Source organism: Moritella sp. 5 (assembly GCF_018219455.1).
In the GTDB taxonomy this organism is placed as follows: domain Bacteria; phylum Pseudomonadota; class Gammaproteobacteria; order Enterobacterales; family Moritellaceae; genus Moritella.
On record NZ_CP056122.1, the window covers coordinates 3,388,977 to 3,414,498 of the forward strand.

Here is a 25,522-nt window from a genome sequence, read left to right on the forward strand (position 1 = left end):
TACTGCCATCGCTAATTACGCTTAATTAGCGATGGCCACTCAACACTAGCGCCCTCTAATACATCATGTGCATCAGGTAAGAATACCTCAAGTAATGATAACTGGTTACTCTGCCATCTAAAATAAGAACGTCTTGCATACACTATTTCCGTTCTATCTAAACTTATCATGTCACGATCAAGCTGACTAACGTGAAAAAACATATACTCACTACGTTTTACTTTCTGCTCTGCAAATAATAATTGTTCACCCAAAGATTTATCTCCAAGCTCACAAAATTTATTCACTATCATTGGATCGTTAGATGTTAAAGAAGATCGCGCTAATATTAAACTAGACTGGTTGTTCATCAATATGCTTTGACGAAAAAACGTACTCGGATCCAACTTACCTTTTTCTTGCTCAATAATATGGAAATTGTCACATCTAGCTTTAAGTCGCTTGGTCAGAGACCCAGGATCATTCATATAATGAGGTACTAAGTTAACAGCAGGTACTAATTTCATGAAAAGTCCTTCTCAAAGCAGACTTCATTCTCTTTTACGTTTAACGTCTCCTCCTTTGGCTCTTTTATATCGAGAAAACGTGCGCACAAGCATGCCGCAATAGTCGAGATCATGGCAAAGATAAGAAAAACGAGCCCTTCTGGTAGTAGCATATTTAGCTGTAAAACAAATGCACTAAGCGCCTGCCCTAAAAAGTAAGACATTACAAATCCACTCATTAAACGAGCACGCAGTACCCTAGTACTTAACGACATGATCATATGGCTTAGCGTTGGTAGTAATAATCCAAAACCTATTCCTGAGAATACAATCGTGACATAAGCCCGCCATTCAAATTGAGTTAGTGCAAGAAAAATTAATGCAATGGCGTAACAAGTAAAGCAAATAACCAATAACCATCGCTCACCCAACGTTGACAACATATGCCTAAACCAATAAGCGACAATCACCGAAATCACGCTCATACCAGCCATAACTATGCCGATCATACTACTCGTTAAAGATAACGATGACACCAGTGTAAAAGGTAAATTAATAAGGATCATATAGTAAAAAAGCATACCAATTAAGCCCATTGCATAGGAAGGAAAGACCCCTTTAATATCAGATAGTGTTAAACGTTTTTTTATCTCAGTATCCCTATGTGGAGGTATATTAATCACCTTTGCCGACATAATTAAAATGACAAAGGACAGTAAATATAGGGAAAATGGAAAACGCCAACTGTATTCAGCTAAGCTACCGCTTAAGAGCACAAACACAATTCCACCCAGATTAACCGCGACTGATTGAAAAGAGATAAAGTCTGTACGCGATTTACCTTGGAATGCATTTCCTATAATATGATTGATGACAGTCATGCATATCGCAATACCAATACCAAATAACAAACGAAAGTATAATAGCGCATAGATAGAGTTAAGCCATAGACCACTGCTACCAGCTGCCCCATAAATAAATAGTCCAACAAGTAACGCGTTTTTCTCTCCGACGAGCCTCATTAGCTTGTCAACAAATGGCGCTGATAATACCACTCCTATTGCAGGTAATGTCATGAGTAATGACACGCAGAACGGGTCATTAAACACCTGATTAATCTGTGTCAATGAAGGGCCTATCGCAGCGTTCCCCATGACAAGTAAGCTACTCCCCAATAATAAACAAATTTTCATTAAGGTATTCGATTTATACGTAGACATTGATTCTCTCTTTATATTGAAATCAGAATAATCAGAGAGATAAATCTAATTTATTTAATATAATTGTTTAATTTTATATTTGTAGGTATCTCTCTTCCGTGCACTATATTGATTTCGTCATCACCGTAATAGTCTCAATAAAGCAACACAGCGTTGCTCGTTTTCAGCCTTGCTTAATAGCGTTAAATAGTTAAGATAAACTCAGGGTTAGCAGACTCAGTTCGTTAAGCAACCAATATCTATGAGTAGTTGTAGTGAGGATAAAACCTTTACACTCGTATAATACCTTCTGATTGACGCATTATGTTTAGGATAACTATGAATTGGAATTTGAATGATTTACCTTTATTTATTGCCGTAGCTGAAACCAACAGTTTTTCAAAAGCCGCCGTACGATTAAGCATACAAAAATCAAGTGTTAGTCGTGCTATAGCCCGCTTAGAAGAGCGGCTTAATGTGAAACTCCTAGAACGTAACAATCGTTATCTTCGTCTTACTTCTGATGGAGCGCAACTGTATCAGCAACTAAAACCATTACTCGAACAGGTTAACCTTGCTGGTGATGAGTTTTACCAAAAAGGACTTGCCGGGGAATTAAATATCGCTGTTACCTTAGCATTTTCACGAGAAGTCATGGCACCACATTTAAATGACTTTGTTACGCGTTTTCCAGACATTCGCTTAAACATGAAAAGTACAACACGAATCTTGAGTTTGTATGAAGACAAGTTAGATTTAGCGATCCAACTTGGTCCATTGGCGCCTTCGGGATTTTATGCTCAACATCTCGCAGATATTGAGCTTTGCTGGATGAGTTCCCCTGCCTATTTATCAGCTTATCCAGAGCTAACCAACTCCAGTTGGTTAGAAATACAAAAACATGTGCGTTATTATCATAGCCAAGAAAATTACCCTGCTAATTTTTGTTTATTCGCACCCGATGGAAATGAATACCCTGTTACCTTCCCTATGGCAAACCAACTCGAAGATGTACTGATGGTACGCGACTCGGTCGTGGCAGGTGCAGGAATATCCCTGTTACCTGATATTTATTGTCGGAAATTAGTAAAAGAAAAGAAACTTATCAGAATTGCACCAGAAATAAAGGTTAGCCCAAATGTGACGATTTATGCCGTCTACGCCAGTAAGAAAAGTTCATCACCACGATTAAAAACAATGCTTTCTTTTATGAACGAAATAACCACAAACTACTTGAACGATGATTAACCATAACAGGAGACCTTCAATAAACACCTAATCATTAATTATGCTTAATTAGTGATGGAAAGTCTTCTAGTGCTTGTAATACACCATCAATCCCAAACTCTGTAATCCGTCTTATGCCAACGCACCATAATTAATAACCTGTTGGTATTATTCTTTTTACGTAATAAAGGCAATATTAGATAAAGTAAATATCAGATATATTAATTTATCTAATATTGCCTTTATTGCTCATCACACACACAAAGACTATAAGCCAGCCCTTCCCGCTTCATATCAGAGCATTGATAAATAACGACAATAAAGGAATGAAAAGATATGTAAGCAACAGGAAAGATACGTAAATAAACGTGAATTATAAACATTTTTTGATAAAATCCCGCCTCAAATCAGTGCCAACAAAAAATTAAAATGTCGGCACAGCCGCAATATACTAAACATTTTTTAATATGTTGCTTTGCAGAAATAGATTAAAAAACTTATATGTAATTAGAAAGCAGTAAGCGTTACTTCCAGGACGGACTAAGTTATTTAATATTTCTATATATTACTTTATTCCGAAAAAGGTTAGAAAATGATACGTTTTACGTCTTGGTTATTACTCTTTTGTACATTAGGTATATTAACTGCTTGTGGTGGCGGTGGTGACGGTAGCAGTAGCAGTAGCGGTAGCAGTAGCAGTAGCAGCAGTAGCGATAGTACTGGCGAAGCACCAAAGCCTTCAGATAAAAAAACACTGACATCAATCCAGATCAATATCAAGCAAGCAACGACATTTGGTAACAATAAACACGATATTGCAGCAGGACTTACCCAGTCATATGATGCCGTCGGTTATTATAGCGATGGCGCTACACAGGTCATAACTGATGACGTAACTTGGCAAGTCGATAATGAAGCACTTGCAGTTATTACAAATGGTAAAGTCGAAGGACTTAAGTCCGGAATTGTAATGATCACAGCCTCAAAAGGCAATGTGATTAGCCCAAAAACAAGGCTAAGAATCACAGATGCAGTTCCTTTATCAATTAGTATTGACCTGAAAGTACATGAGATGCTCCTAGGTCAAAAACAAGATATATCATTAACCGCAACATTATCCGATGGCAGTATGAGTAAAGTCACTGATGATATCACTTGGATAACTTCGGCTGGGGTTGAGGTTAGCGAAGGTAAGGTAGCCGCAATGCAAGCAGGTAGCGCAACCCTAACAGGATCTTATCGTGGCTTAAGTTCAAGCATCGACTTAGTGGTAAAACCAGCGGAACTAGATAATCTCAAAATTGAAGTCAAATCTAATGAAATAAATTTACCGAAAGGCTTAACGAAAAATATTACCGTTAAAGGGATTTATAGCAACGACGAATCTAAGGATCTAAGTGACGAAGTAACATTAGTTATTGATGATGAAAGCATCGCTCATCTCAATAAACAGGGCGAGCTAGTTGCTATCAAAGAAGGTAACACCCGTGTGCATGCTGAATACTTATCTATACAATCACCATCTATTCCTGTTGTCGTTACAGCGGAAACATTAACAAAACTAGTGATCATTGCAGATGAAACAAAGATTATTGAAGGTCTAAATACCCAGCTTCATATTACTGGTGAATTTACCGATGGCAAACAACGCCCCTTTACAGGCAAAGTAGAGTGGTTTGTAAAAAGCATAGACACCTCAGAGAGTTCTGATATTTTAGCCATTACTCAAGGAAAGGCCTTTGCACTTGCACCGGGTACCGTATATCTTTCAGTAAAAGTAGGTAACGTGCAAAGTAAATCGGTCCGTATCTCTGTAGTAAAAGCAAGATTACAAGAACTATTTCTAACAGTAAATACACCTAATATAGTCCCAAAACAAATAACAAAATATAAAGTTATAGGGCACTATACTAATGGTAGCGAACAAGATGTAACAAAAAATGTGTATCTTTCATCAGACAGTGATAGTGTGAGAGTGAACCTTTCAGACGCCATTATTACCGGGAAACACCCCGGTTCAGCAAAAATCACCGCATGGACAAATCAGGTATCCAGTGACCCAATTTCCATGAAGGTAACAAAAGCTAAGCTAATAAAGTTATTGTTAACAGACCTGAACGAAGGCCCTGCTGGCCAAACCTTTAAACCCGAGGTTTACGGGGTTTACGAATTCGATAATGATGAGATAACTGGTGCGGAAATTCATCGTAAAGTGACGCAGAATGTTACCTGGCATAGTCAGGATCCCAAGATCATTTCGGTTGATAATCAATCTTTAGTCGGTAAGACACCAGGCATCACCTCTATATGGTGTACTTTAAATGGTATAGAAAGTGATCATCACCAACTGATGGTTACCGCTGCAATACCAACAGATTTGGATATAACGCCGAAGAACACGGCAACTAATGCAGGGTATTCCGTCCTATACAAAGCTGTAGCGACATACTCTGACAACTCAAAGAAAAATGTGACAAACCAGGTTGAATGGAAAAGTTCAGATATTGAAAAAGCATCTTTTATAGGTAATACGCTCCATACCCAAAATGCTGGAAGGGTCACCATTCACGCAACATTCGGTACATTAACAGATAACGCTAGTCTTACGATTAGTGACGCTGAATTAGTGGCGCTGAATATAAACCCAGAGGAAGGTAGTATTGCTGTCGGCCAAACATATACAGTAACAGGGATTGCTACTAATAGTTTAGGTCAAAATTTTGCTCTAGATGTAAATAAATTCAACTGGCAAAGTGCTAATGAAAAAGTGCTAGCTTTAACTTCACCAGGTAAGTTCAAAGCAATGTCTGAAGGCTACTCCGAAGTTACAGCAATCGATAAAACGGGCTCAAAAGTAAAATCTTCGAGAAACTTTACTGTAGGTCCTAAAGCGTTAAAAGCTATCCTTATTAATGCGACTTCCTTCAGGCTAATTTATGGTACTGATATGCAGCTTAGTGCAACAGGTATATACACCGACGGCACAAGTAATGACATTAGTAAGAAAGTAGAGTGGAGCAGTAGCTCTGAGGTAATAACAATTGACCAAGATGGCCTTGCTCTTGCTCGTCAGCAAGACGATACAGCCTCGTCTAGTACGGATATTACGGCTAAATTAGGTGATATTGACACCACCAAAAAATTCACTGTTAACAACATCAATGTGAGCCATAAAAGACCAGATGTCGTAAGTTTCATCACAAATAGTAGCAATGTCCTCTTTAGCTTAACACCTTCAAAAGAAATATTGCGTATGATGGACTATAATACCTTAAACGAAGCGAATCGAGTGCGTCTAAGACCCGATCATGTCATTTATGAGGGGCAAGGTCAGCATCCACAATTTAAGTACTTTAACTCCAACGATGAGTCTGCTACGCAGTTTTGCGAAGGCCTATCGAATGCAAGGTTCAACGGTCGCCATAATTGGAAACTTGCGTCGGTTAAAGAACTGAAAATGTTAAGAACGATGTCATTATTCGATGAGACACTAATAGATAGTGATTATTTCACCAATGCTACTAATACTAATACTATGGTTGATTTAGATGGAAATAATAATGATCCTGTCAAGACAGATCTGCCAAATGATACCCAAGGGTATGTCAGCTGCGTCTCAATAGACTAAATCATCGCCATTAACATCAGCATAGATAAAGTTGATATATGTAATGCCGCTCAATTAAAATGAGCGGCATTTTATTTTCATGCTTATAATTTAATTAATAAGATCATCAATGTTGTAAACACACAATCCAAACTAATTTCTTCACCTGATGCTAAGTTGGTAAAGCGTAACGGGGAAATCCAAAGTTGCGTCATATAAATTGAGCTAAATCAGCTTTTAAGAACTCAATAAACACCCGGAATTTTTCAGGAAAAAATACTCGATGAGAGTATACTGCGTATAGGTTTAACGGTGCGGCCTTGGATGCAAAATTTAACTCAATGAGACTGCCATCTTTTATATGTTCATCACAAGCATGACGAGAAAGGATAGCAAAGCCAACCCCCGATAAGGCAGCCTTAAAAGCCATTTCTCCGCTGTTCACTTTAAAGTTACTAGACACACTTATGTGATGAAACTCCCCACTGTCTTTAATAAATTGCCACGCCTTTCCTTGCAGTGCTGTCGCTGTTGTTATGCAAGGTAATGCACTAAAATCACTGATGTTACTTGGTTTACCCCATTGCTTAATAACCTTGGGCGAAGCCACAATGCAACATGGAAACTCAGCTAGTTTTTGTGCAATGTAATCACTGTCTGGTAGATCCCCCCTAGTTACAATAATTGCAATGTCGATATCCTCAATTAAGGACTCAAATCCGGCTAAGTTCGTCGTACAGTTAATACTGATTTCAGGATATTTTAATGAAAAATCAATAATAGAATCCCCCAATAATTTGGGACCCATTTCACTCGGAATACAGAGCCTTAGTGGGCCTTTAAGTTGCGTTTTATTGAATGTGATGTCAGATTCGAGTTGCGCTAAGGCGTCGAGTAATGCACCAGACCGGGAATAAAGTAGCGCACCTGACTCGGTTAACCTCATATGTCGTGTACTGCGTTCAATTAAGCGGACTTGTAGCTTATCTTCTAATTGTGAAATAGTACGACTCACGTTTGAAGATGGCATTTGTAATGCTTTTGCAGCGCCGATAAAACTGCCTTTGTCAGCCACCAAAGAAAATATTCGGAGTGAAATAAAATCAATATTACCCATTACACCATCCCATTACTGATATCAATAAGTCCAACTTATACCAGCTAATAATCATAAATGATATGAATTATATTGTTTGTCATTAATAACTATTCAGCTAAAAAAGAGATAACTGACAAGACTCATATGAGCTGAAATACACGTTTTCCCTACATTATTAGGAATAAGGACTCATTTATGAAAATAGGTATATTAGGCGGCGGTATCGGTGGATTAAGTACTGCCATTGCATTGAAGCTAGAAGGCTTTGAGGTTGATGTTTATGAACGACATAGTCGACCAAGCGAGATTGGTGCCGGTATTGTATGCTGGCCGAATGCTTCATTTGTTTTAGACCAACTTGGAGTGTTAAGCCAAGTGGCCAAAGTGGCAGGTTCACTCAACTATATGCATCGTTTTTCTAGCCATGGCGAACCGTTAGGCTCACTAGACATCACTCAACTAAATCAATTAATGGCATATCCTAGTTATTCTATTCTTCGTAAAGATTTGATGGCTATATTGACTCAACGGGCTCTTGAACTGGATATCAATATACATTACCAACATGATGTAACTTCACTTTCAAATAACGATAACAACAAAGTTTGTGTGCAATTTACCAATGGTAAAAATATCGAACCAGATATCATTATTGGCGCTGATGGCCGTATGAATTCATTTGCGAGAAAGTATGTAAATGGTAATAACGATCCTGTTTATCAGGGTTTTATTAATTGGATTGGTGTATTTGAGTGTAAAGATGAGGTTTTCACTGATCTTTCGGTTTCAGATTACTGGGGCGTTGGAGAGCGTTTCGGAATAGTACCTGTATCAAAAACAAAAGCTTATTGGGCTGGATGTGTCGTATCTAAAAATATAGACAAGGTAAACCCTGACTTGTATAAATCCGAACTCTGTTCACTGTTTGCTAATTGGCCTGATCCTATTATGAAGATCATCAATAAAACACCTTTATCCCGAATTAATAAAATTTATGTTCATGATCATAACCCAATAAAAATTTGGCATAAAAATAATTTGGTATTACTGGGTGATGCAGCGCATTCCGCCTTACCGACTTCTGGTCAAGGAGCTTGTCAGGCGCTGGAAGATGCATGGCACTTTGTTCATTGTTTAAAAGAAAATGTGAATGATATACCTAAGGTATTTAAGCAGTTTACCACGTTAAGAGCGGCTAAAACGTCAAAAATTACAATGGGTGGTCGCCAAGTTGCCTCATCTATTTTCAACCAAGACCAAACGTTTTGTAAACAGCGGAATTTAGCGAGTAAAAATATGGATCATAAAAGCACGGTTATTGGTATAGCTAAACTCTGGACTAACAGTTTACCTATCAATGTTTAGCAGTGTCTTAAATTTCGGAGCTTAACGGTATCAGCTTGCTAATTTTGAAGTCGTTATAACGCATACCTTTCATTACCGAATAAGAAGGCATTGTTTACTTTCGCCCTCGTTCATATCTCCCACCAAACCAAAGTGTTTATACTTGCTGGTATGGTGGGATAATTACGTGACAATATTAATTAATCTTCAACAATAGACGCGGGTAAGGCGTATGCCCCTTTAGAGACAACTTCCTTCGCATAATCAAACCCAATACGGAATCTAAATACACCAACACCAGCGATTGTACCCCGAGATAGTTTAGATAACGCTTTACCAGTTTTTTCTTTTAAACTCGTTATGTTAGTATTTTCAACAATACTTGTACCCGATATTCCCTCATCAGGAATATGTGGATTCGTTGTTGTATCAGCGTGAACCTGTCCTCTACTAAAGGCGCCTTTAACTTTCTCTCCTGTCGTCGCATATTTGTATTCCAATGATATTGGTAAGGTAATATTACCATCAGCCTCCACAATCATTGTAGGCTTATGGTCTAAAGCCTGAAAAGCAGTTTCCACACCTTCAAGCACATCAGACGCAGCATGGCACATAACCACGGGATCGCTATCTGATATAACCCCAGCAATGAATCCCCCAGCACAGCCAATGACAGAGGATGCAATATCTGCAGATAGCCACCCCGCAAAGTCTTTTTTATCTTTAGTTGCAATTTCAACAAGATAACTACCAGAAAGCGGGGTTGATTTTAATGACAGTTCAGGCTTATGAATCCTACTTGGTGTTCCTTTAGTAATTTCCGTCCCCATCTTAAAAAAATCAAGTTTAACTTCAGCGGCGACAGTGAATTTTTTTGCATAAATATTATAATCGTTCATATACTTCCAATCCGTCCCCTTCACTGAAGTTAACTGAAAAGGAAGTTTACCACTATGCTTACGCACCATGCGCGGCGAAAGGTCCGCCCCCGCTTTTGCTAACTTGGTATTTTTAACTTTCGGTAATTTAGCAATAGAGTATTTAATCGCATCGCGAAATGCCACCGAAACCCACATTGTTGGCATATTACAATCGGTCTCTGCATCCGTTTTACAATAGCCATTCGCTGATTTTTTCCATGGGTCACCTTTCATTGCCCCTTTCGGAGCTGAGATGACAACCTCAATATCAAATTCATCACTGACCCCCGGTAAGTCTTCGCTAGCAACGTCAAGCCCTAATCGCATCAGCCAAGAAAATTTACCGAAACCTGCGATATGATCATTAATAGTATAATAACTTGGCCACCCTTCCAGCGTCGCGACACTACCATCTGAAAAGTGTAATGTTTCCATATCAACGTCTGTATGTTTAGGTAATTCATTTAACAAATTAGCGAAAGGAACAGTATGAAGTGACTCGTCCAATAAGACAGCATCTCTAAAGCGAGCCCCCACATCACCTGTCGATTGACATTTGTTTACTGCAATATCAAATATTTTACAACGCCAATAGTTGCCCATATGACCAAGTTCTTCAAAATAAAACTTATAGAAATCAGCACTCCCCCTTGTAACAAAATCACTATTAAGTACGATAAATGCATGCTCATTATTATAAATGGTACCTGCTGGACGTTGACCCATTGTGCGAGAATCTCCCCAATAAGGTGTTCTTTGTTCAATATAAGCCGGGTCCGAGAAAAACTTATACAACTCATTATTAATCTTTGCTGACGTCCAGTCTGCATACTTGGCGTTTAATTTAATAACATCGGTATAGTTTTTACCAAAAGAGTGCGCGAACAAAGATGACAGTCGATTTTCAAATTTACTGCCACCACTCGCATATTCAATGTCAATAAGAGAGCTCGGATTATAACTAAGCGGATCTGAGATATATTGTTTAAAGTTAGCATTTTCAGGCGTTAGATTATTCTGCACATTAATTTCTTCAACACTTGATCCTTGCCAGAAATCATAATTAATAGGATCAAGCTGTGAACGTAAATCGATAATGTTTTCATAGTCCACTTTAATAAAATTTTCTTGCCCTGGATTATCTCGCCACATTCCAGCCTGACGAATGGCTTCAATCGCGTCAGAACCAAAATCATTAATCACATCAGAAACGATATCTTGCAAAGCTTCACCAATACTATGATCGTCATTTAAATCGGACAATACATCAGTTAAAAACGTCATCACACTAGGGTTTAGTTCAGTGTCTCCCGTCTCTATCTCGACAACACCTTCAACAGCCTCACCAACTGGTCCAGCCAAGCCTAATAGCATACGCCTTAAATTAGTACCTGATGGATTATCTGCATAATCAACAATATGCTGTACTTCTCGGCCAACTAAAGGCATGTCTTCCAGTGAATTCAGAAGAATATTTCCAGGCTTAGTATCAGTCATATATTTATCAACAGCATCCAAGTATGCCTTATGTGCATCCTCTGCTTTTTGATGGTATGCCTCTTTAAGCAACTTTAGATCGGCTAATGCACTACTTTCTTCCTTTAATAAAGCTGAAAAATGGGTTGCATCTGCAGTCGCCCAATCCGTATGTAATTTGTGATAATCCATAGCACGGCCTATATCAACTTGTACGCTCACTTCATTAAGCTTAGCGTCTCGCTCATTCTTAAGGTTTTCCCATACATTATATGCATCATTATATTGCCCAGTAAGTATCCCACATGCTATTAAAGCTGGAATATTCCACCATCCAGTGGCACATACCAAATCCCGTGTTTTTTTTAATTCATTCTTTTTATTCTCTAGCGCTAATATGCGGTTAGGGTAATCATTATCTATATCTACCTTTAACAGGTCATGGTCCAACATCTGACTGAATAAGCGATCCATATGTGTTTCTTTTGTATCAATCATGGACTGTAATGTTCGCTTTGTTTCTGCATGTTCTGTATTGAGTAATTCTTTACACCAATTACCTTCAGTGCCATCATTAAAATTAATCTGATCTTGACTCGTGCAAATTAATGGCTTTGCTATTTGTATAATTTCGGGATAATCATTAATGTTAGTTCCTTCTTCAAGCCAAGTTTGACCTAGGTATACCCAACTTCGTATCTCATTAGACCTTATTGTTTTCATCTGGCTGTTGGGGATATGTACATTAACTGAATATGTCGATGTAACATCAATGACGATACTTTTCCCTTGGGCACTCTTAGGCAAAGAGATATTTCCCGTCCATGCTCCATCCCTCATATGTAATGTAACTTCATCAACATCTTCAAAATAGGTAGCCAATTTAGCTGCATTATTTTCCAAACTACGTAGCGTTACATTATCATCAATCTTTTTGTACTTTGAGTAATCAGGTAAGCTGACACACTGTTTACCGTCAATCGAATAACATTGTAAATCCCCCTTAATATTTTTTGAGTACCATAATGATTGACCTAAACTGGTCGCATCTATCCATTTAGTTTCCTTATTGATAGCAATTTTACAAGGAGAGTCGAGAACATCATAACCTGTCACACCAAAGGTATTTTCATAGTTAACAACCCGCTCTCTAGGGGTGAAACTGTTACTTGAACCGCATTCAAGGATAGTGAGTTCTTGGTAATCAATATCTTTTACCGATACATCTATCGTCAAAAGGTCATCATAGGTAAGTAATCCGATCTCCCCAGTCTCCTCCATGACGCTATAAAGAAAGCTTTTACCTGTTACATATGAGGTTGCTTTTTTTATATCTAAATATTCAAAATTTGTTTCTGATGTAGAAAAAGATGACGATGTGGCAGGATTCGAACAAAAAAGAACAGCAGGTAATACTAATAAATGTTTTAAATTCATCATAACTCCATGTAAAGTTAAATCATAAGCTTCCGTATTGAATACGGTACAAACCTACAACCTCAACATTACACCGGCGCTACATAAAAACACCTTTACACAACCTTTTCATTACTTTACCGTACTGTTTTTATTGATTCTCGCAATACGATACCATCAACAAAATACTTGCGGTCTTACTTTTGCTATCTGTACTGTCGGCTATGTTTACACTGTGATAAATAAGCTATACGCCTCCCTATTTAAAAACGAGATAAATCGAGTGTAATGGGGGCGCCTAACCATTGCACATATTCGGTGTGGTCGAGCAAGTCATCGCCTGTTACAGCATGTAACAATACTGATACCCCTTGCCTATGTTCAATACACCAAGGTACAAATACATCAAAATCGTCTGCAGTGAAAGAGGCTTGAAAGCTCCACTGTGGATGCGGTCCTACTGGTTTGGTATTGAAGTTACCGACATATAAACCCAATTCTTCATTGATGCTTGTTCGTAATGCTTGTGCATGTACTCGTGATGATTCATCAAAATAAAAATGTGCATGATAATTATCATGACCATTAACGGGCGTATCCATAAATACCTCATAAAACAGTGCTATAAATTGGCTTATAAAACAAAAGATTCAACATAACACAATTACTGTATTGCTGAATACGACCTTTACTTTCTTCACATTCGACATAAATAACGCAACAAAATACAGCACGCAGACTCACAAAATAACGTTTATTTACAGTATTTTACACTCTATCGATGCTTTACATTATTTACCTTTAATTTACTGGTCATCGATGTTTATTTTAGTATAAGATAGCGAATACGAACAATTATCATTTGGATTCCCATTAATATGAAACGAACAGTTGTAGCTACTTTATTTGGTTTATTATTCTCTGCTAATGCTTTATCTGAAACGATCACAGTCTCTCATCAACTCGGTAAAACAACATTAGACACTAAACCTGAACGTGTTGTCGTGATAGGCACGGGTACACTAGACGCCCTAGACTATTTTGGTATTAAGCCGGTTGCATTGAGTAAAGCGACAACGATGCCAGATTATTTATTGAAATATAAAGCGAAAGAGTTCGCGTCGTCAGGTAGCTTAAACGAACCTGATTTTGAAACTATCTACATGCAAAAACCAGACGTAATTATTATTGGTTCTCGCGCTGCCGAATCTTACAAAGAACTATCCAAAATTGCCCCAACAGTGATGTTTGCACCTGAATCAAACGGCTATTGGCAAAGCACCCAGAAACAATGGCGTATGCTCGCTGACATCTTTGAAATCCAACCTAAAGTTGAAGCAAAGATCGCCAGTGTTGACTCTCTGATCTCCGAAATTGCCAACTACAACAAAACCAACCACGTTAAAGCATTAACGGTAATGAGTGCAGGCGGTAATATCACTACGTTTGGTGCACAGTCTCGTTTCTCTGCTATTTACCGTGATTTTGGTTTCCAAGAAGCCGTGCCGAACATTAAAGAGTCTCGTCATGGCGATTTGATCTCGTATGAGTTCATCAGCAACGTAAATCCAGCTAACCTGTTCATTATCGACAAAGACAAACTGATTAATAAAGACAAAAGCCGTACCCGCGAAGAATTTGCTAATCCCTTGGTTAAATCAACCACGGCTTATAAAAATAACAACCTAAATTACCTTGATATTAACGCCTGGTACATAGCCCTTTCAGGTGTCACTGCAACCGATAAAATGATCCAAGATATGCAGAAATCACGCGCACTGTAATTGAGGTTTACCTTGAAAAAGTTACTCTTTGTGCTGGTATTACTCAGCATTGCATCGGTATTTATTGGCGTGGCAGACTTATCGTTAGCGGCCATTTTAGCTGGCGATACTGATGCCATTGAATTATTGTTAATCAGTCGCCTCCCCCGCTTACTCGCTATCTTACTCTCGGGGGCAGGGCTGAGTATTGCCGGGCTTATCATGCAGCAAATCAGTCAGAACCGATTTGCGTCACCATCGACATCTGGCACCATTGAATGTGCCATGCTCGGCTATGTATTAAGTTTAGTCTTTCTCGGCCATGGTGACAGCTTACTGCTTATTTTTGGCATGGCGATCGCCGGTACATTGCTGTTTATTCAGTTTATCCATCGCATTCAATTTAAGAATGCCATCTATGTGCCATTAATCGGTATCATATTTGGTAATGTGGTGTCTTCTGCTGCTACCTTTATCGCCTATAAATATGATGCAGTGCAAAACCTGTCAGCCTGGACGGTGGCTAACTTTGCCAGCATCCTGCAGGGTAACTATGAACTGCTTTATATCGCCCTACCTATCTCCATTATTAGCTATTGGTATGCAACCCGTTTATCTGCGGTAGGCATGGGTAAAGACTTCGCCACCAATATTGGTTTGAATTACAAACAGGTACTCTTCATCGGTATTCTACTTGTGTCTGTGATGTCAGCTTCTGTGGTGATGATTGTCGGTCAACTGCCTTTCTTAGGTCTGATCGTGCCGAATTTAGTGGCGCAATTCTACGGTGATAATTTACGTAAAAATATTCCACTGACGGCTATTATCGGCGCGATTTTAATTTTACTTTGTGATGTGATTGGTCGCGTGATCATCTTCCCTTACGAGATCCCAATTTCGATGATCATCAGCATGCTTGGTGGCGTAGTATTTATCTTCTTTATTGTAAAGGGGAAGCAAAATGTCTGATTCAATGAAGCTAGCCGGACTGGCTGTTATCACCCTTGTCTTTACCTTTTTATTCATCGGTGTTGGTTTAGATGCCTCGAATTATGAATACTTTTTATCACGCCGCGTGCCGAAAGTATTCGCCATGATCATCGCCAGTATTGCCATCGCTCAGTCATCACTGGTGTTTCAAACCATTACCCATAATCGTATTTTGACCCCAAGTATTATGGGTTTTGATGCCTTATATTTACTCACCCAAGTTCTGGTTGTGGTTATCTTTGGTGGTTTTAGTGTATTGCTATTAAACCCCTTTGTTAACTTTGCCTTATCAGTCGCAATCATGGTGGGGTTTTCGTTATTACTGTTTGGCTTTTATTTTCGCAACAATAATGGCGAGGGCAACGTTATCACGTTATTGCTGCTCGGGGTTATCTTCGGCCAGCTGTTTAGCAATGTTTCATCATTTTTCATGATGTTGGTTGATCCCAATGACTTCTTAACGATTCAATCAAGCATGTTTGCAAGTTTTAACAATGTGAACCAAGAACTGGTTTATTTATGTATTGTGCCATTGTTTGTGGTCAGTGCTTTACTATTCAAATTAGCCCCTGTGTTAGATGTATTTTGGCTAGACAATGACAATGCGATTAGCTTAGGCGTTGATACTCGTCGTGTCACCAAGCAAGTATTAATACTGGTGGCAATCATGATCTCGTTATCCACCGCCTTAGTCGGTCCCGTGATGTTCTTTGGCTTGCTCGTGGCAAATTTAACTAAAGAATTCTTCCATACTTACCGCCATCACACGCTGCTTATTGCCAGCAGTTTAATGGCTATGTCGATATTGTTATCGGGACAATGGATTGTCGAAAACGTCTTTAGCTTTTCAACCACGCTCAGTGTGGTAATCAATTTTGTGGGTGGTTTGTACTTCTTATCACTGCTCGTTCGACAAAAAATTCACTAGCCTTGCGCTTTAATAAAGTAAGTAGGATACCTAAACGTGATTTCATTAACTAATTTATCTAAAGCCTTTGGCCAGCACAAAGTTGTCGATCAAGCTTCCGCCTCTTTCATTAAAGGTGAAGTCACGGCAATCATTGGCCCGAACGGCGCGGGGAAAAGTACCGTATTGTCGATGGCAAGTCGCTTATTAAATAAAGACAGTGGTAGTGTCATTATCGACAATCAAGACATATTAGATTGGGATACCAAAGCACTGGCGAAAAAGCTCGCGGTATTACGTCAGTCTAACAATCTCAACATGCGTTTTACAGTACGAGAATTAGTGGCTTTTGGGCGCTATCCTTATAGTCAGGGGAAGCTAACAAGCAACGACAATGACGTGATTGATAAAGCGATTGGCTATTTAGATTTAACACTAATCGAAAACAAGTACCTTGATCAGCTCAGTGGTGGTCAACGTCAACTCGCCTTTATCGCGATGGTCGTGGCTCAAGATACCGATTATGTATTTTTGGATGAACCATTGAACAATCTCGACATCAAACATTCATTACAGATCATGAAAAACATCAAAACCTTGGCTCATGAATTAGGTAAAGCAGTTGTTATTGTGATCCATGATATCAACTTCGCATCTTGTTATTCAGACAATATCGTGGCGCTTAAGCAAGGCAAGGTTGTCGCGAACGGGTCAGTCGCAGAGATCATTAACCAAAAAACATTATCAGCGATTTACGACACTGATTTTGATATTCACGAAATCAACGGTAAGCGTATTTGTATGTACTACGGGCAATAACCGAATTATTAAGGATATAAAAATGAGTAAGAAACCAAGCACCAGAGTATTAACCGTAATAGACAGCCAGCAATTGACGTCTAACATGCAGCGCATTAGCTTTCAGGCTGACGACCTGTCTGACTTCCCCTCTGATGCAGCAGGTGGCTACATTAAGCTACTTTTTACCGAGCTAGGTAACACTGACATTTCACAACTAGCGACAGATGAACGTCCAAAAATGCGCACTTATACCATCCGTCATTTACGTCAAGCCCTCAATCAATTAGATGTTGATTTCGTGCGTCATGAACACTTAAACATGAGTGATAATAGCAAGGATTGTAACAGCAGCATTGGTGGCTTTGCCGCAGCGTGGTCACAGTCTGTGAGTATCGGTGATATGATCTCAATAGCTGGACCAGGGATGATTAAACCAGTCAATGTTGATACCGATTGGTACTTCTTAGTCGCAGACATGACAGGTCTCCCAGCCTTGTCTGCACAACTCACTAAGCTACCAAGAATCGCCAGTGGTTATGCGGTTATCGAAATTAACCATCAAGATGACAAGCAAACCTTAGTCAAACCCGAGGGTATCAACGTTATTTGGGTTGTCGCCAATGAAGCTAAGACAAACTTACTGGCTCAAGTGAAAGCGTTAACGTGGCAGCAAGGCGAGGTGTCGGTTTGGTGCGCTTGTGAGTTTTCAGATATGCGTGCGCTACGTGTTTACTTTAGAAATGACAAATCCGTCGATAAAGATAATATTTATATCAGTAGTTATTGGAAAACAGGTTGCACTGAAGATGGCCATAAAATTGCCAAACGTGATGACAACGAAGCTGAAGACTCTTTAGCTAAAGAACGTGTACAGTCATAGTCCGGTTTTCCCATACTATCTTTGCCTAAATATCGCTGAAAATTCCCCTTTCAGTCATTTTCGAGTAAACTAGCCCGGTTTGTATCTTTCTAACACGGGCTAAATTATTTTGCATACTCTATCTCAGCTAAAATCTGGTGAATTAACAGGTATTAAGCGTTTATCATTATCAGAAAACCTGACTGTTTTCCCACTTGAGATCTTGTCATTGGCTGACAGCTTAGAGATTCTCGATTTATCAAATAACCACTTAACAAGCTTACCAACAGAGATTCTCCAATTAACTAAGTTGAAGATCTTGTTTGCATCAAACAATCAATTTGTAACGCTACCAGAAGTACTTGGCCAATGCCCGAACTTAGAAATGGTCGGCTTTAAATCGAACCAAATTAACCAAGTACCTGAAGCCTCTCTACCAACAAAATTACGTTGGTTGATCCTAACGGATAACCGAATTGAAGTATTACCAGATTCATTAGGCGAACGTCCACGTTTACAAAAGCTAGCTCTTGCGGGTAACTGTTTGACTGAGTTACCTCAGACTATGTCTCAGTGTCATAACCTTGAACTGGTACGTATTTCAGCTAACCGCCTAACAGCATGTCCCGAACAGTTGTTTGGCCTGCCGAAACTAGCTTGGCTTGCATTCTCGGGCAACCCATTTAGCCAGTCTGATGTATCGATTGATAACGTGCCGCAATTAGCATCATCAAGCTATACATTACAAAACGTACTGGGACAAGGCGCATCAGGCGTGATCTCAAAAGCCGTTTGGAATGAGCAACAAACGCAATTCCCTGATGAGATTGCAGTTAAAGTATTCAAAGGTGAAGTCACCAGTGACGGTTACCCTGAAGATGAGTTACAAGCTTGCTTGAAAGTCGGTAACCACCCTAGCCTAGTACAATCGCTTGCACAGGTAAAAGAGGACGGCTACTTAGCCCTGATCATGAACTTGATTCCTGCGCACTATGCAAACTTAGGTCTACCACCATGCCTCAACAGCTGTACACGTGATACCTTCCCAACAGACTTTAGCTTGTCGATTGTACAAATTGGTAAGATAGTCGCACAGATGGAAGACGTGTTTACCCATTTACACGACAACCAAGTTTGTCACGGCGATCTGTACGCACACAATACACTGTTTGATGTGGGTGCTAATATCATCTTTGGTGATTTTGGTGCAGCGACTATGTATCACATGCTAACAGACACGCAACAAGCGCAAGTGAAACAAATTGAACACCGTGCGCTACTGCATTTTGTTGATGATTTATTAAGTGTTTGTATTCAAGAAGACCAAGAAAGTGACGAGTTTAAACGCCTTAAGCAGCGCACTAATTAAAGATTATTATGCCCGTTTCCAGCATCAAGATAACAAATTGGCTGATGTTAAACGGGCTATCAAATAATAACGATTATTTATAGCTTAAACTTAGCGTTCTTATAACGCGCCATTGCCGCCACGTCTTTATCCACAATTGTTTGCCCTATTGGTGCAAGTGAGATAACTGCTAATTTCAAATGCTGTAGGGCAAATGGAATACCAATAATCGTAACGAAGCATGCGGCCGCAGACATCACATGGCCGATTGCCAGCCAAACACCCGCAAAGATGAACCACAACGCATTACCGATAAAACCAAAGCTACCGGTACCGATATCTTCAGCGCGCGTTAATTCATCGCGGAATATAGCTTCTTTACCAAATGGAAAAAATGAGAAGCCCGCGATAACAAAGCAAGATCGTCCCCAAGGGATGCCAACAATACTGATAAACGCTAATAGACCAAATAAAACCCATGCAAGTCCCATGACAGCGCCACCAAACAGAAACCAGATTATGTTACCAATTGTTCTCATGTTATCGCCCTACATCCGCTTAATCTAAATTAATCACAGTACATCAGCATTCGACTACAAAAGAACATTTAAATTCAAGATTTATGACCTAACCTAGATAATTTCAGCTTTCATTATATAATGAAGGCCTGAAATACCACCAAGGTATAAGGCTCCAGTAACTTATAAACCCGATTTTTGGTAGCAACTTACCGCACCTAAATTCTGATATTTAGTTAAAATAACTATTAATTAGATTCCATTTGCGTCCTCATAACAGGTTTTTCACGCGTCAACCACCAGCAAATTAACGACGCTATCGTAACCATTACAACCCCCTCCCAGAATTTAGTCGTCAACTCTATATTTAATATCATTGCAGAAAAGAAGGTCGATAAAATTGGCGTAAAATAAGAGATCGTAGCTAAAAAGACCATGTTGCCGCCGATAATACCGATATTCCACAGCGCATAACCACTGCCCATCACGATACCCGCAAGTAACAAGTCAAACGTAGCTTCAGTCGTAAATACCATGGTAGGTTCATTGCTTATCAAATATTTAATCCAAAGTGCAATCGCAGTACCAATGAAGAACCAAGTAATACCATTCATACCATTGGCGAGCTTCTTCGTTATGTTGCAATACAACGCCCAAATGAACGCCCCAAAGAACGCCATTGAATAACTCGCAGGGTTGGTCGCTATATTACTGCTTAATTGACTAATCGAAATACCATCATCACCACCCACGGTCCATGCGACACCGAAAAATGACAGGGCAATAGCAGGGTAAAGTAGCTTGTTAACGGGTTTATCACTGATAAATACCGCGAGCAAGACCGTTAACGATGGCCACAAGTAGTTAATTACGCCCATTTCTACCGCTTGGGTGCGGTTATTTGCCATTCCTAATGCCAAAGATAAGCAGATTTCATAACTGACAAACAGTCCACCGCCAATAAGTAAATAGCGAGGAGGAAAGCTTTTAAGCTTAGGAGCGCCTAAAACAATCAGCAAAAATACAGAGCTGACAGTGTAAATCATCGCAGCACCGCCAATGGGACCTAACTGCTCGGCAACATTACGGATTAGCCCAACAATAGTGCTCCAAAGTAAAATAGCGAGACAACCAGCAAGGGTGAACTTATGGGAATTAATCAAGTAAATACCTTTAAAATATTTCAATCATGGATAGTAAAGTCAAACAATGACTAGCATGCACTTATTATTTGAATCTAAGCTACTTTTCTTGGTACAAGAGTAATAAAATATAGGGGGATTTAATATTGGTTTGAATAGCAGAGATATTCCTCGCATCACGAAAGATGCGAGAAACATAATTTATTATTAGCTACGGCTAGTAACTTCTAATAAATGATAACCGAATTGTGTTTTCACTGGACCTTGAACTGTATTTACAGGCGCTGAAAATACAACTTTATCGAACTCAGGAACCATCATACCAGGACCAAACTGACCTAAATCACCGCCGTTAGCGCTTGAAGGACAGTTTGAATTTTGCTTTGCAACGTCAGCAAAATCAGCACCAGCTTCAATTTGTGCCTTTAGTTCATTACACTTTGCTTCGTCGTCTACTAAAATGTGTCGTGCAGTTGCTAGAGCCATGTTTTTTTCCTTTGTTTTACTAGGTGGTATAAATTAAAATCAGTGTAAGACAAAAAAATAAAAAAGGCGAGAAATGGTTAATAGCATCCTCTACTATTTAACTAAATCACGGTCATAACTTAACCTTTTAGCTGCATCTAGAGTAAGCATTTGCATGAAGGCTTTGGTCTCATAATCGTTACCGACGGGAGCACCTCCAGTCCCTCCACCGCTACCAAACACATTCGTCGGTACTTGCCGTTTCGCATAAGCTTGCGCCCACAACTGTTGGATTTTTATTTCTGCGTCTAACTTTTGCGCTAACGCATTATCAGCCTGTAAAATCACTTCTTTTTGATATGCCTCTGCGTCAGCCAGTGTGCGCTGAGTTTTAGCTTCGACAATAGCTTTTTCGAAATTAATTTGTGCTGTTTCACGATGAATTTCCGCTTCTGCTTTTAACTTCTCAGCACTCGTAATAGCCAGTTGTTTATCCGTTTCAGCTTCTGTAGTTTTTTGGATTTGATCCACTTTTGATTGCGCTTGTCGTTCAGCAACTTCACGCTCACCACGTGCGATAACCAATAAACGCTGCTCTTCTTCTTGCACACGCTGTTCGCGTGCAATCGCTCTATCAGCCGATGCTTTTTGTTTCAATTGCATACGCTCGATAAATTTCTGGTTTGGATTCATATCAGTAATTAATGCGGATACTACCGTGATACCAAAATCGGTAAATCGTTGGGTTTTACGCTGTGGTAAGCCATCAGAATCAAGTACCTTACGAACCACAAATATCGTTTTTGTATCTTCACCATATTCTTCCTGCTCACTACCTAATGCAGCGTTCGCAGACGCAGAAGCTGTTTTCATAGATCTAACAACCACTTCTTCACGTTTTACTAAATAAATACCATTATTCATTTGATGTTCGAATTCAGAATTAAACTCAGTGCGTCCACCAGCGTAGTATTCTTCGGCAGTCATTAATGAGGCATTAGCTTGTAATGTTTCCTTAAAAGCAGGTAGTAAGGCAGTTCGTAGCAAGTTTTCAGGAGAACGATACTCATGGGCTAACTTGAGGAACCCTTCTTCATCAGAAGGTATAGAAAATCGCACAGTGGCTTCCGCTTTCGCATCCACTTGATCTAAAAACATGATACTCATTGGCGGTAAACTTGCAGACGCTGAATCTTGGTCTTTTTCAGCCGTAATGGCATGTTTAATTGCCCCCGAAGCCGCCTGAACTGTCATCGCACGTTTCCAAGCATTATAGCGGCCAAATGGATAAAATTTATAACCAATTTCAGTCACTACAGCTTCGTTACCCGTTACCGTTCGTACATGATAGATGTATCCCGGTTCGGCATAAAAAAATGATTGTGAAACTACATATAGCATGATCGATAAAATCACCCCACCCAGTGTACCTTTAGCTATTTTTGACCTTATTTCTGCATCCATTGCGAAGTATCCTTTGTCCGTTTATTTGAGTAAAAATTCTAAACGAAACTATCAGCACAGCGTAGAAATCACAATTAAATAACGAAAAACCATACTTTTTTGAGCTGATTAAGGCCTTACTAGAAGGTATATGACGATGATGTAATTTAGCAAAGGGAATTACGGATACTCTTTTCGAAATACTGAATTGGCATTCCTTGATGCAGTCCTTGCTCACGAGATTCGAAGCCGAGTTTGAAAAGTATATGCTGAGATGCCGCATTCTCATGTTCCGTTAACGCTAAGATTCTCTGGTAGCCAAGCTGTCTTGCGAACTCTAGCACTGCTTGACTGGCTTCAAACGCGTAGCCTTTACCTCTAGCAGACAGTTTTAAGCGATAACCTAATTCGACAGCTGCATTATTGTGATATTCGAATGACTCAATACCGCAGTATCCAATTAAATCATTGGTAGATTGTTCGATCACCGCAAGCTTACCAATGCCGTGATTTTTAAAGGCGTTTAAGAGTAATTCAAAACGGGACTCAGCTTGATATTGACTCATTGTACCTGTCGGAGAGTACGCCATGAAATCAGCATTGTTTAATAGCGTAACAACAGTATCTTTATCACCTTCTACAAACCTTCGTAATATAAGTCGTTCTGTGAGTAACATCTATATCATCCCTGTATTTGACGTCGAATTAACTGTCTTCACAAAACCGAAACAGGTATCCATTAGGGTCTTGCACAATGAATTGTTTTTGAGTGACTAGCTGGTCATTACATCCATAGGTTTTCGTTTCCAGTTACATCAATATCAACACAATAAAGCTCTGGTACAACTCTTAAACTCATCAATAGACTCCTATTATTGAAACAAGAACTTCCGCTAAGCAACTTCACGCCATTGATAAAACTTTGTTTGAGCTAATTCCAACATAGGTAAGTCCTCTTTGGTATCTCCATATGCAAACACTGAATCAAACTTTAATAGATCAATACGATGGTTGATTAAAGTAACTTTGTTATCACCACCACAATCACCGTGTACGTAATTACCGGTAAGTACTGCACCTTTTGATTCCAATTCACTACATATCAATTCTATATTGTGTTGTAGACACCAGAAATAAAGGTATGGGTTTAACGACGCAGAGACAACAACAATTTTATCACCTCGGGCTTTGTGCCAGTTAATCTGCTCCATTGCAGTTTGTCTTAATATCGAAGGCAAATACTCCAAAGCAAACTTTTCTCCCAGCTCGAATACCCGTTTTTCACTGCGATTCCAAAATGCGAATTTAGCTAAGATTGGTCTAATTTTAGCAGCAGGAAACAAGCCTATTTTGTGTAACAAAATAACGGGTGATAGCAGTATCATACCCGCAATTAAGCGATACTTTGGGGTCGCGTAGAAGATGAACTTGGTAAATGCATCTTCATTGGTGATGGTGCCATCAAAATCAAAAAAAGCGATGTTCACTTAGTTTCCTCTAAATCAGAATGTTTCGTTATATTTATGAACGACATGTTACTTGTATTGAAATACGATAGGTAAAACAACGGTAACGATAACCGACCATACTGAATACACAGGTAGGTATTTTGTAATAGTTACCATGAGAATTGCGCCGATTAAAGCCATATTTATAAAATCTGTAATGTACAGCACCATTTAAGTGCGTAAATATCTTTTTAATTCCACAATTACGGACTGGGTGGTGGGGGTACAATCGGTAGGTAGTTCTTCAATATCGAACCAGCACACCTCTCGGCATAGATAAGGCTCTGCATTTTTAATTTCACCTTTCCAATCATCACACACATAAACATAATGCTGACAATCCACATTAGGATCAGATAATTGAGTTAAGAAACTGAGATTGATTGGTTCAACAGCAACCTCTTCCAATGACTCGCGAAGTGCACTTTCTTGAGGCTGTTCACCAAGTTCAATTCGACCAGCAGGAAACCCCCACAGCTGATCGTAATATTTAGTATTTTGACGAAAACCAAGCAGAATCAAAGAGTCTCTGATGAAAATAATTTGGACTATACTTTGAGTCATTTTTTATCCCTGTCAACTACCCGACACCAATTTAAACTTGCTAGTTGCTTGCGTCAGGTTTGCAATGAAAATTGAGTTTATTACCATCCAGGTCTCTAAAGTAAGCGCAATAGAAACCACCAGAACGCACACCAGGGTCACCTTCATTTTGCCCGCCTAACGCTAATGCTTTTTTATGCAGCTTATCGACCTCTTCTGTCGAAGAAACACTTAAAGCAACCATGGTGCCATTGCCATAACTCGCATCTTCACCATCAAAGGGGTTACCGATTGCGAGCATAGGTTTGTCTTCACCAAAACTCCACGCTAAGAATTTTTTTGAATCAGCTACTTTTTTTGCGCCCATCATGTCCATTAAAGCGCTGTAAAAATAACGCGAAACGTCGATATTTTGTGACCCTAACATTACATATCCAATCATTCATATTCTCCTATACGGAA

Annotated in this window: 22 protein-coding genes; 9 read left to right on the forward strand and 13 right to left on the reverse strand. The window is 39.3% G+C overall.

Annotated elements, in window-relative coordinates:
• Positions 1–11 precede the first annotated feature (11 nt).
• A complete protein-coding gene (locus HWV01_RS15065; RefSeq protein WP_211672318.1) occupies positions 12–506 on the reverse strand; it encodes a chorismate lyase in 495 nt (164 codons plus the stop codon).
• On the reverse strand, positions 503–1,705 hold the full coding sequence (locus tag HWV01_RS15070; RefSeq protein ID WP_211672319.1) for an MFS transporter: 1,203 nt from the start codon (positions 1,703–1,705) through the stop codon (positions 503–505). The genes HWV01_RS15065 and HWV01_RS15070 overlap by 4 nt, the downstream gene beginning before the upstream one ends.
• Positions 1,706–2,023: 318 nt before the next feature.
• Between HWV01_RS15070 and HWV01_RS15075 the strand changes: the two genes are divergently transcribed.
• Both HWV01_RS15075 and HWV01_RS15080 read left to right on the forward strand, forming a co-directional pair.
• Positions 2,024–2,932 (forward strand): LysR family transcriptional regulator, encoded by a 909-nt coding sequence (locus tag HWV01_RS15075; RefSeq protein ID WP_211672320.1) that lies wholly within the window; start codon positions 2,024–2,026, stop codon positions 2,930–2,932.
• A gap of 571 nt (positions 2,933–3,503) precedes the next feature.
• Positions 3,504–6,539, forward strand: a complete 3,036-nt coding sequence (locus HWV01_RS15080) for an Ig-like domain-containing protein (protein ID WP_211672321.1) — start codon at positions 3,504–3,506, stop codon at positions 6,537–6,539.
• Positions 6,540–6,729: 190 nt separating this feature from the next.
• Here HWV01_RS15080 and HWV01_RS15085 read toward each other — a convergent pair whose 3' ends face one another.
• Positions 6,730–7,635 carry a LysR family transcriptional regulator gene (locus HWV01_RS15085; protein ID WP_211672322.1) on the reverse strand — a complete coding sequence of 302 codons (906 nt, stop codon included), beginning with the start codon at positions 7,633–7,635 and terminating at the stop codon, positions 6,730–6,732.
• Positions 7,636–7,812: 177 nt separating this feature from the next.
• On the opposite strand from HWV01_RS15085, the gene HWV01_RS15090 reads away from it, so the two are divergent.
• Positions 7,813–8,982, forward strand: a complete 1,170-nt coding sequence (locus tag HWV01_RS15090; RefSeq protein ID WP_211672323.1) for an FAD-dependent monooxygenase — start codon at positions 7,813–7,815, stop codon at positions 8,980–8,982.
• A 179-nt stretch (positions 8,983–9,161) separates the two neighbouring features.
• On the opposite strand, the gene HWV01_RS15095 is transcribed toward HWV01_RS15090, so the two are convergent.
• Positions 9,162–12,797, reverse strand: coding sequence for a hypothetical protein (locus HWV01_RS15095; protein ID WP_211672324.1), 3,636 nt, complete (start codon positions 12,795–12,797; stop codon positions 9,162–9,164).
• 239 nt (positions 12,798–13,036) lie between these two features.
• Positions 13,037–13,375: a DOPA 4,5-dioxygenase family protein gene (locus HWV01_RS15100; RefSeq protein WP_211672325.1), complete on the reverse strand. Its 339-nt coding sequence runs from the start codon at positions 13,373–13,375 to the stop codon at positions 13,037–13,039.
• 276 nt (positions 13,376–13,651) lie between these two features.
• Here HWV01_RS15100 and HWV01_RS15105 point away from each other — a divergent pair, with 276 nt between their 5' ends.
• The 6 genes from HWV01_RS15105 to HWV01_RS15130 all read left to right on the forward strand — a co-directional run bounded on the left by HWV01_RS15105 (position 13,652) and on the right by HWV01_RS15130 (position 19,462).
• Positions 13,652–14,557, forward strand: a complete 906-nt coding sequence (locus tag HWV01_RS15105) for a siderophore ABC transporter substrate-binding protein (RefSeq protein WP_211672326.1) — start codon at positions 13,652–13,654, stop codon at positions 14,555–14,557.
• Positions 14,558–14,569: 12 nt separating this feature from the next.
• A complete protein-coding gene (gene vctD / locus HWV01_RS15110; protein WP_211672327.1) occupies positions 14,570–15,505 on the forward strand; it encodes an iron chelate uptake ABC transporter permease subunit VctD in 936 nt (311 codons plus the stop codon).
• The gene (locus tag HWV01_RS15115; RefSeq protein WP_211672328.1) at positions 15,498–16,454 is read left to right on the forward strand and encodes an iron chelate uptake ABC transporter family permease subunit; all 957 of its coding nucleotides are present in this window, start codon (positions 15,498–15,500) and stop codon (positions 16,452–16,454) included. The genes vctD and HWV01_RS15115 overlap by 8 nt, the downstream gene beginning before the upstream one ends.
• A 36-nt stretch (positions 16,455–16,490) precedes the next feature.
• Positions 16,491–17,252: an ABC transporter ATP-binding protein gene (locus HWV01_RS15120; protein WP_211672329.1), complete on the forward strand. Its 762-nt coding sequence runs from the start codon at positions 16,491–16,493 to the stop codon at positions 17,250–17,252.
• 22 nt (positions 17,253–17,274) lie between these two features.
• Positions 17,275–18,114 (forward strand): siderophore-interacting protein, encoded by an 840-nt coding sequence (locus HWV01_RS15125; RefSeq protein ID WP_211672330.1) that lies wholly within the window; start codon positions 17,275–17,277, stop codon positions 18,112–18,114.
• A gap of 109 nt (positions 18,115–18,223) precedes the next feature.
• Positions 18,224–19,462 carry a leucine-rich repeat-containing protein kinase family protein gene (locus HWV01_RS15130; RefSeq protein WP_211672331.1) on the forward strand — a complete coding sequence of 413 codons (1,239 nt, stop codon included), beginning with the start codon at positions 18,224–18,226 and terminating at the stop codon, positions 19,460–19,462.
• A gap of 77 nt (positions 19,463–19,539) precedes the next feature.
• Here HWV01_RS15130 and HWV01_RS15135 read toward each other — a convergent pair whose 3' ends face one another.
• From HWV01_RS15135 to HWV01_RS15170, 8 genes are all read right to left on the reverse strand, one after another.
• The gene (locus HWV01_RS15135; RefSeq protein WP_211672332.1) at positions 19,540–19,980 is read right to left on the reverse strand and encodes a YccF domain-containing protein; all 441 of its coding nucleotides are present in this window, start codon (positions 19,978–19,980) and stop codon (positions 19,540–19,542) included.
• Between the two features lie 227 nt (positions 19,981–20,207).
• Positions 20,208–21,122: an aromatic amino acid DMT transporter YddG gene (gene yddG, locus HWV01_RS15140; protein WP_211672333.1), complete on the reverse strand. Its 915-nt coding sequence runs from the start codon at positions 21,120–21,122 to the stop codon at positions 20,208–20,210.
• A gap of 186 nt (positions 21,123–21,308) precedes the next feature.
• A complete protein-coding gene (locus HWV01_RS15145) occupies positions 21,309–21,587 on the reverse strand; it encodes a peptidylprolyl isomerase (protein ID WP_211672334.1) in 279 nt (92 codons plus the stop codon).
• A gap of 93 nt (positions 21,588–21,680) precedes the next feature.
• A complete protein-coding gene (locus HWV01_RS15150) occupies positions 21,681–23,030 on the reverse strand; it encodes an SPFH domain-containing protein (protein WP_211672335.1) in 1,350 nt (449 codons plus the stop codon).
• A 146-nt stretch (positions 23,031–23,176) separates the two neighbouring features.
• Positions 23,177–23,686: a GNAT family N-acetyltransferase gene (locus HWV01_RS15155; protein ID WP_211672336.1), complete on the reverse strand. Its 510-nt coding sequence runs from the start codon at positions 23,684–23,686 to the stop codon at positions 23,177–23,179.
• Positions 23,687–23,902: 216 nt separating this feature from the next.
• A complete protein-coding gene (locus HWV01_RS15160) occupies positions 23,903–24,496 on the reverse strand; it encodes an HAD-IB family phosphatase (protein WP_211672337.1) in 594 nt (197 codons plus the stop codon).
• 192 nt (positions 24,497–24,688) lie between these two features.
• A complete protein-coding gene (locus HWV01_RS15165; RefSeq protein ID WP_211672338.1) occupies positions 24,689–25,081 on the reverse strand; it encodes an NUDIX domain-containing protein in 393 nt (130 codons plus the stop codon).
• Between the two features lie 40 nt (positions 25,082–25,121).
• Positions 25,122–25,502, reverse strand: coding sequence for a VOC family protein (locus HWV01_RS15170; RefSeq protein ID WP_211672339.1), 381 nt, complete (start codon positions 25,500–25,502; stop codon positions 25,122–25,124).
• Between the last annotated feature and the right edge of the window lie 20 nt (positions 25,503–25,522).

Bases quoted from the DNA above. Each gene is read 5' to 3' on its own strand.
- HWV01_RS15065 (WP_211672318.1), bottom strand. From the start codon at position 506: ATGAAATTAGTACCTGCTGTTAACTTAGTACCTCATTATATGAATGAT.
- HWV01_RS15070 (WP_211672319.1), bottom strand. From the start codon at position 1,705: ATGTCTACGTATAAATCGAATACCTTAATGAAAATTTGTTTATTATTG.
- HWV01_RS15075 (WP_211672320.1), top strand. From the start codon at position 2,024: ATGAATTGGAATTTGAATGATTTACCTTTATTTATTGCCGTAGCTGAA.
- HWV01_RS15080 (WP_211672321.1), top strand. From the start codon at position 3,504: ATGATACGTTTTACGTCTTGGTTATTACTCTTTTGTACATTAGGTATA.
- HWV01_RS15085 (WP_211672322.1), bottom strand. From the start codon at position 7,635: ATGGGTAATATTGATTTTATTTCACTCCGAATATTTTCTTTGGTGGCT.
- HWV01_RS15090 (WP_211672323.1), top strand. From the start codon at position 7,813: ATGAAAATAGGTATATTAGGCGGCGGTATCGGTGGATTAAGTACTGCC.
- HWV01_RS15095 (WP_211672324.1), bottom strand. From the start codon at position 12,797: ATGATGAATTTAAAACATTTATTAGTATTACCTGCTGTTCTTTTTTGT.
- HWV01_RS15100 (WP_211672325.1), bottom strand. From the start codon at position 13,375: ATGGATACGCCCGTTAATGGTCATGATAATTATCATGCACATTTTTAT.
- HWV01_RS15105 (WP_211672326.1), top strand. From the start codon at position 13,652: ATGAAACGAACAGTTGTAGCTACTTTATTTGGTTTATTATTCTCTGCT.
- HWV01_RS15115 (WP_211672328.1), top strand. From the start codon at position 15,498: ATGTCTGATTCAATGAAGCTAGCCGGACTGGCTGTTATCACCCTTGTC.
- HWV01_RS15125 (WP_211672330.1), top strand. From the start codon at position 17,275: ATGAGTAAGAAACCAAGCACCAGAGTATTAACCGTAATAGACAGCCAG.
- HWV01_RS15135 (WP_211672332.1), bottom strand. From the start codon at position 19,980: ATGAGAACAATTGGTAACATAATCTGGTTTCTGTTTGGTGGCGCTGTC.
- HWV01_RS15145 (WP_211672334.1), bottom strand. From the start codon at position 21,587: ATGGCTCTAGCAACTGCACGACACATTTTAGTAGACGACGAAGCAAAG.
- HWV01_RS15150 (WP_211672335.1), bottom strand. From the start codon at position 23,030: ATGGATGCAGAAATAAGGTCAAAAATAGCTAAAGGTACACTGGGTGGG.
- HWV01_RS15155 (WP_211672336.1), bottom strand. From the start codon at position 23,686: ATGTTACTCACAGAACGACTTATATTACGAAGGTTTGTAGAAGGTGAT.
- HWV01_RS15165 (WP_211672338.1), bottom strand. From the start codon at position 25,081: ATGACTCAAAGTATAGTCCAAATTATTTTCATCAGAGACTCTTTGATT.
- HWV01_RS15170 (WP_211672339.1), bottom strand. From the start codon at position 25,502: ATGATTGGATATGTAATGTTAGGGTCACAAAATATCGACGTTTCGCGT.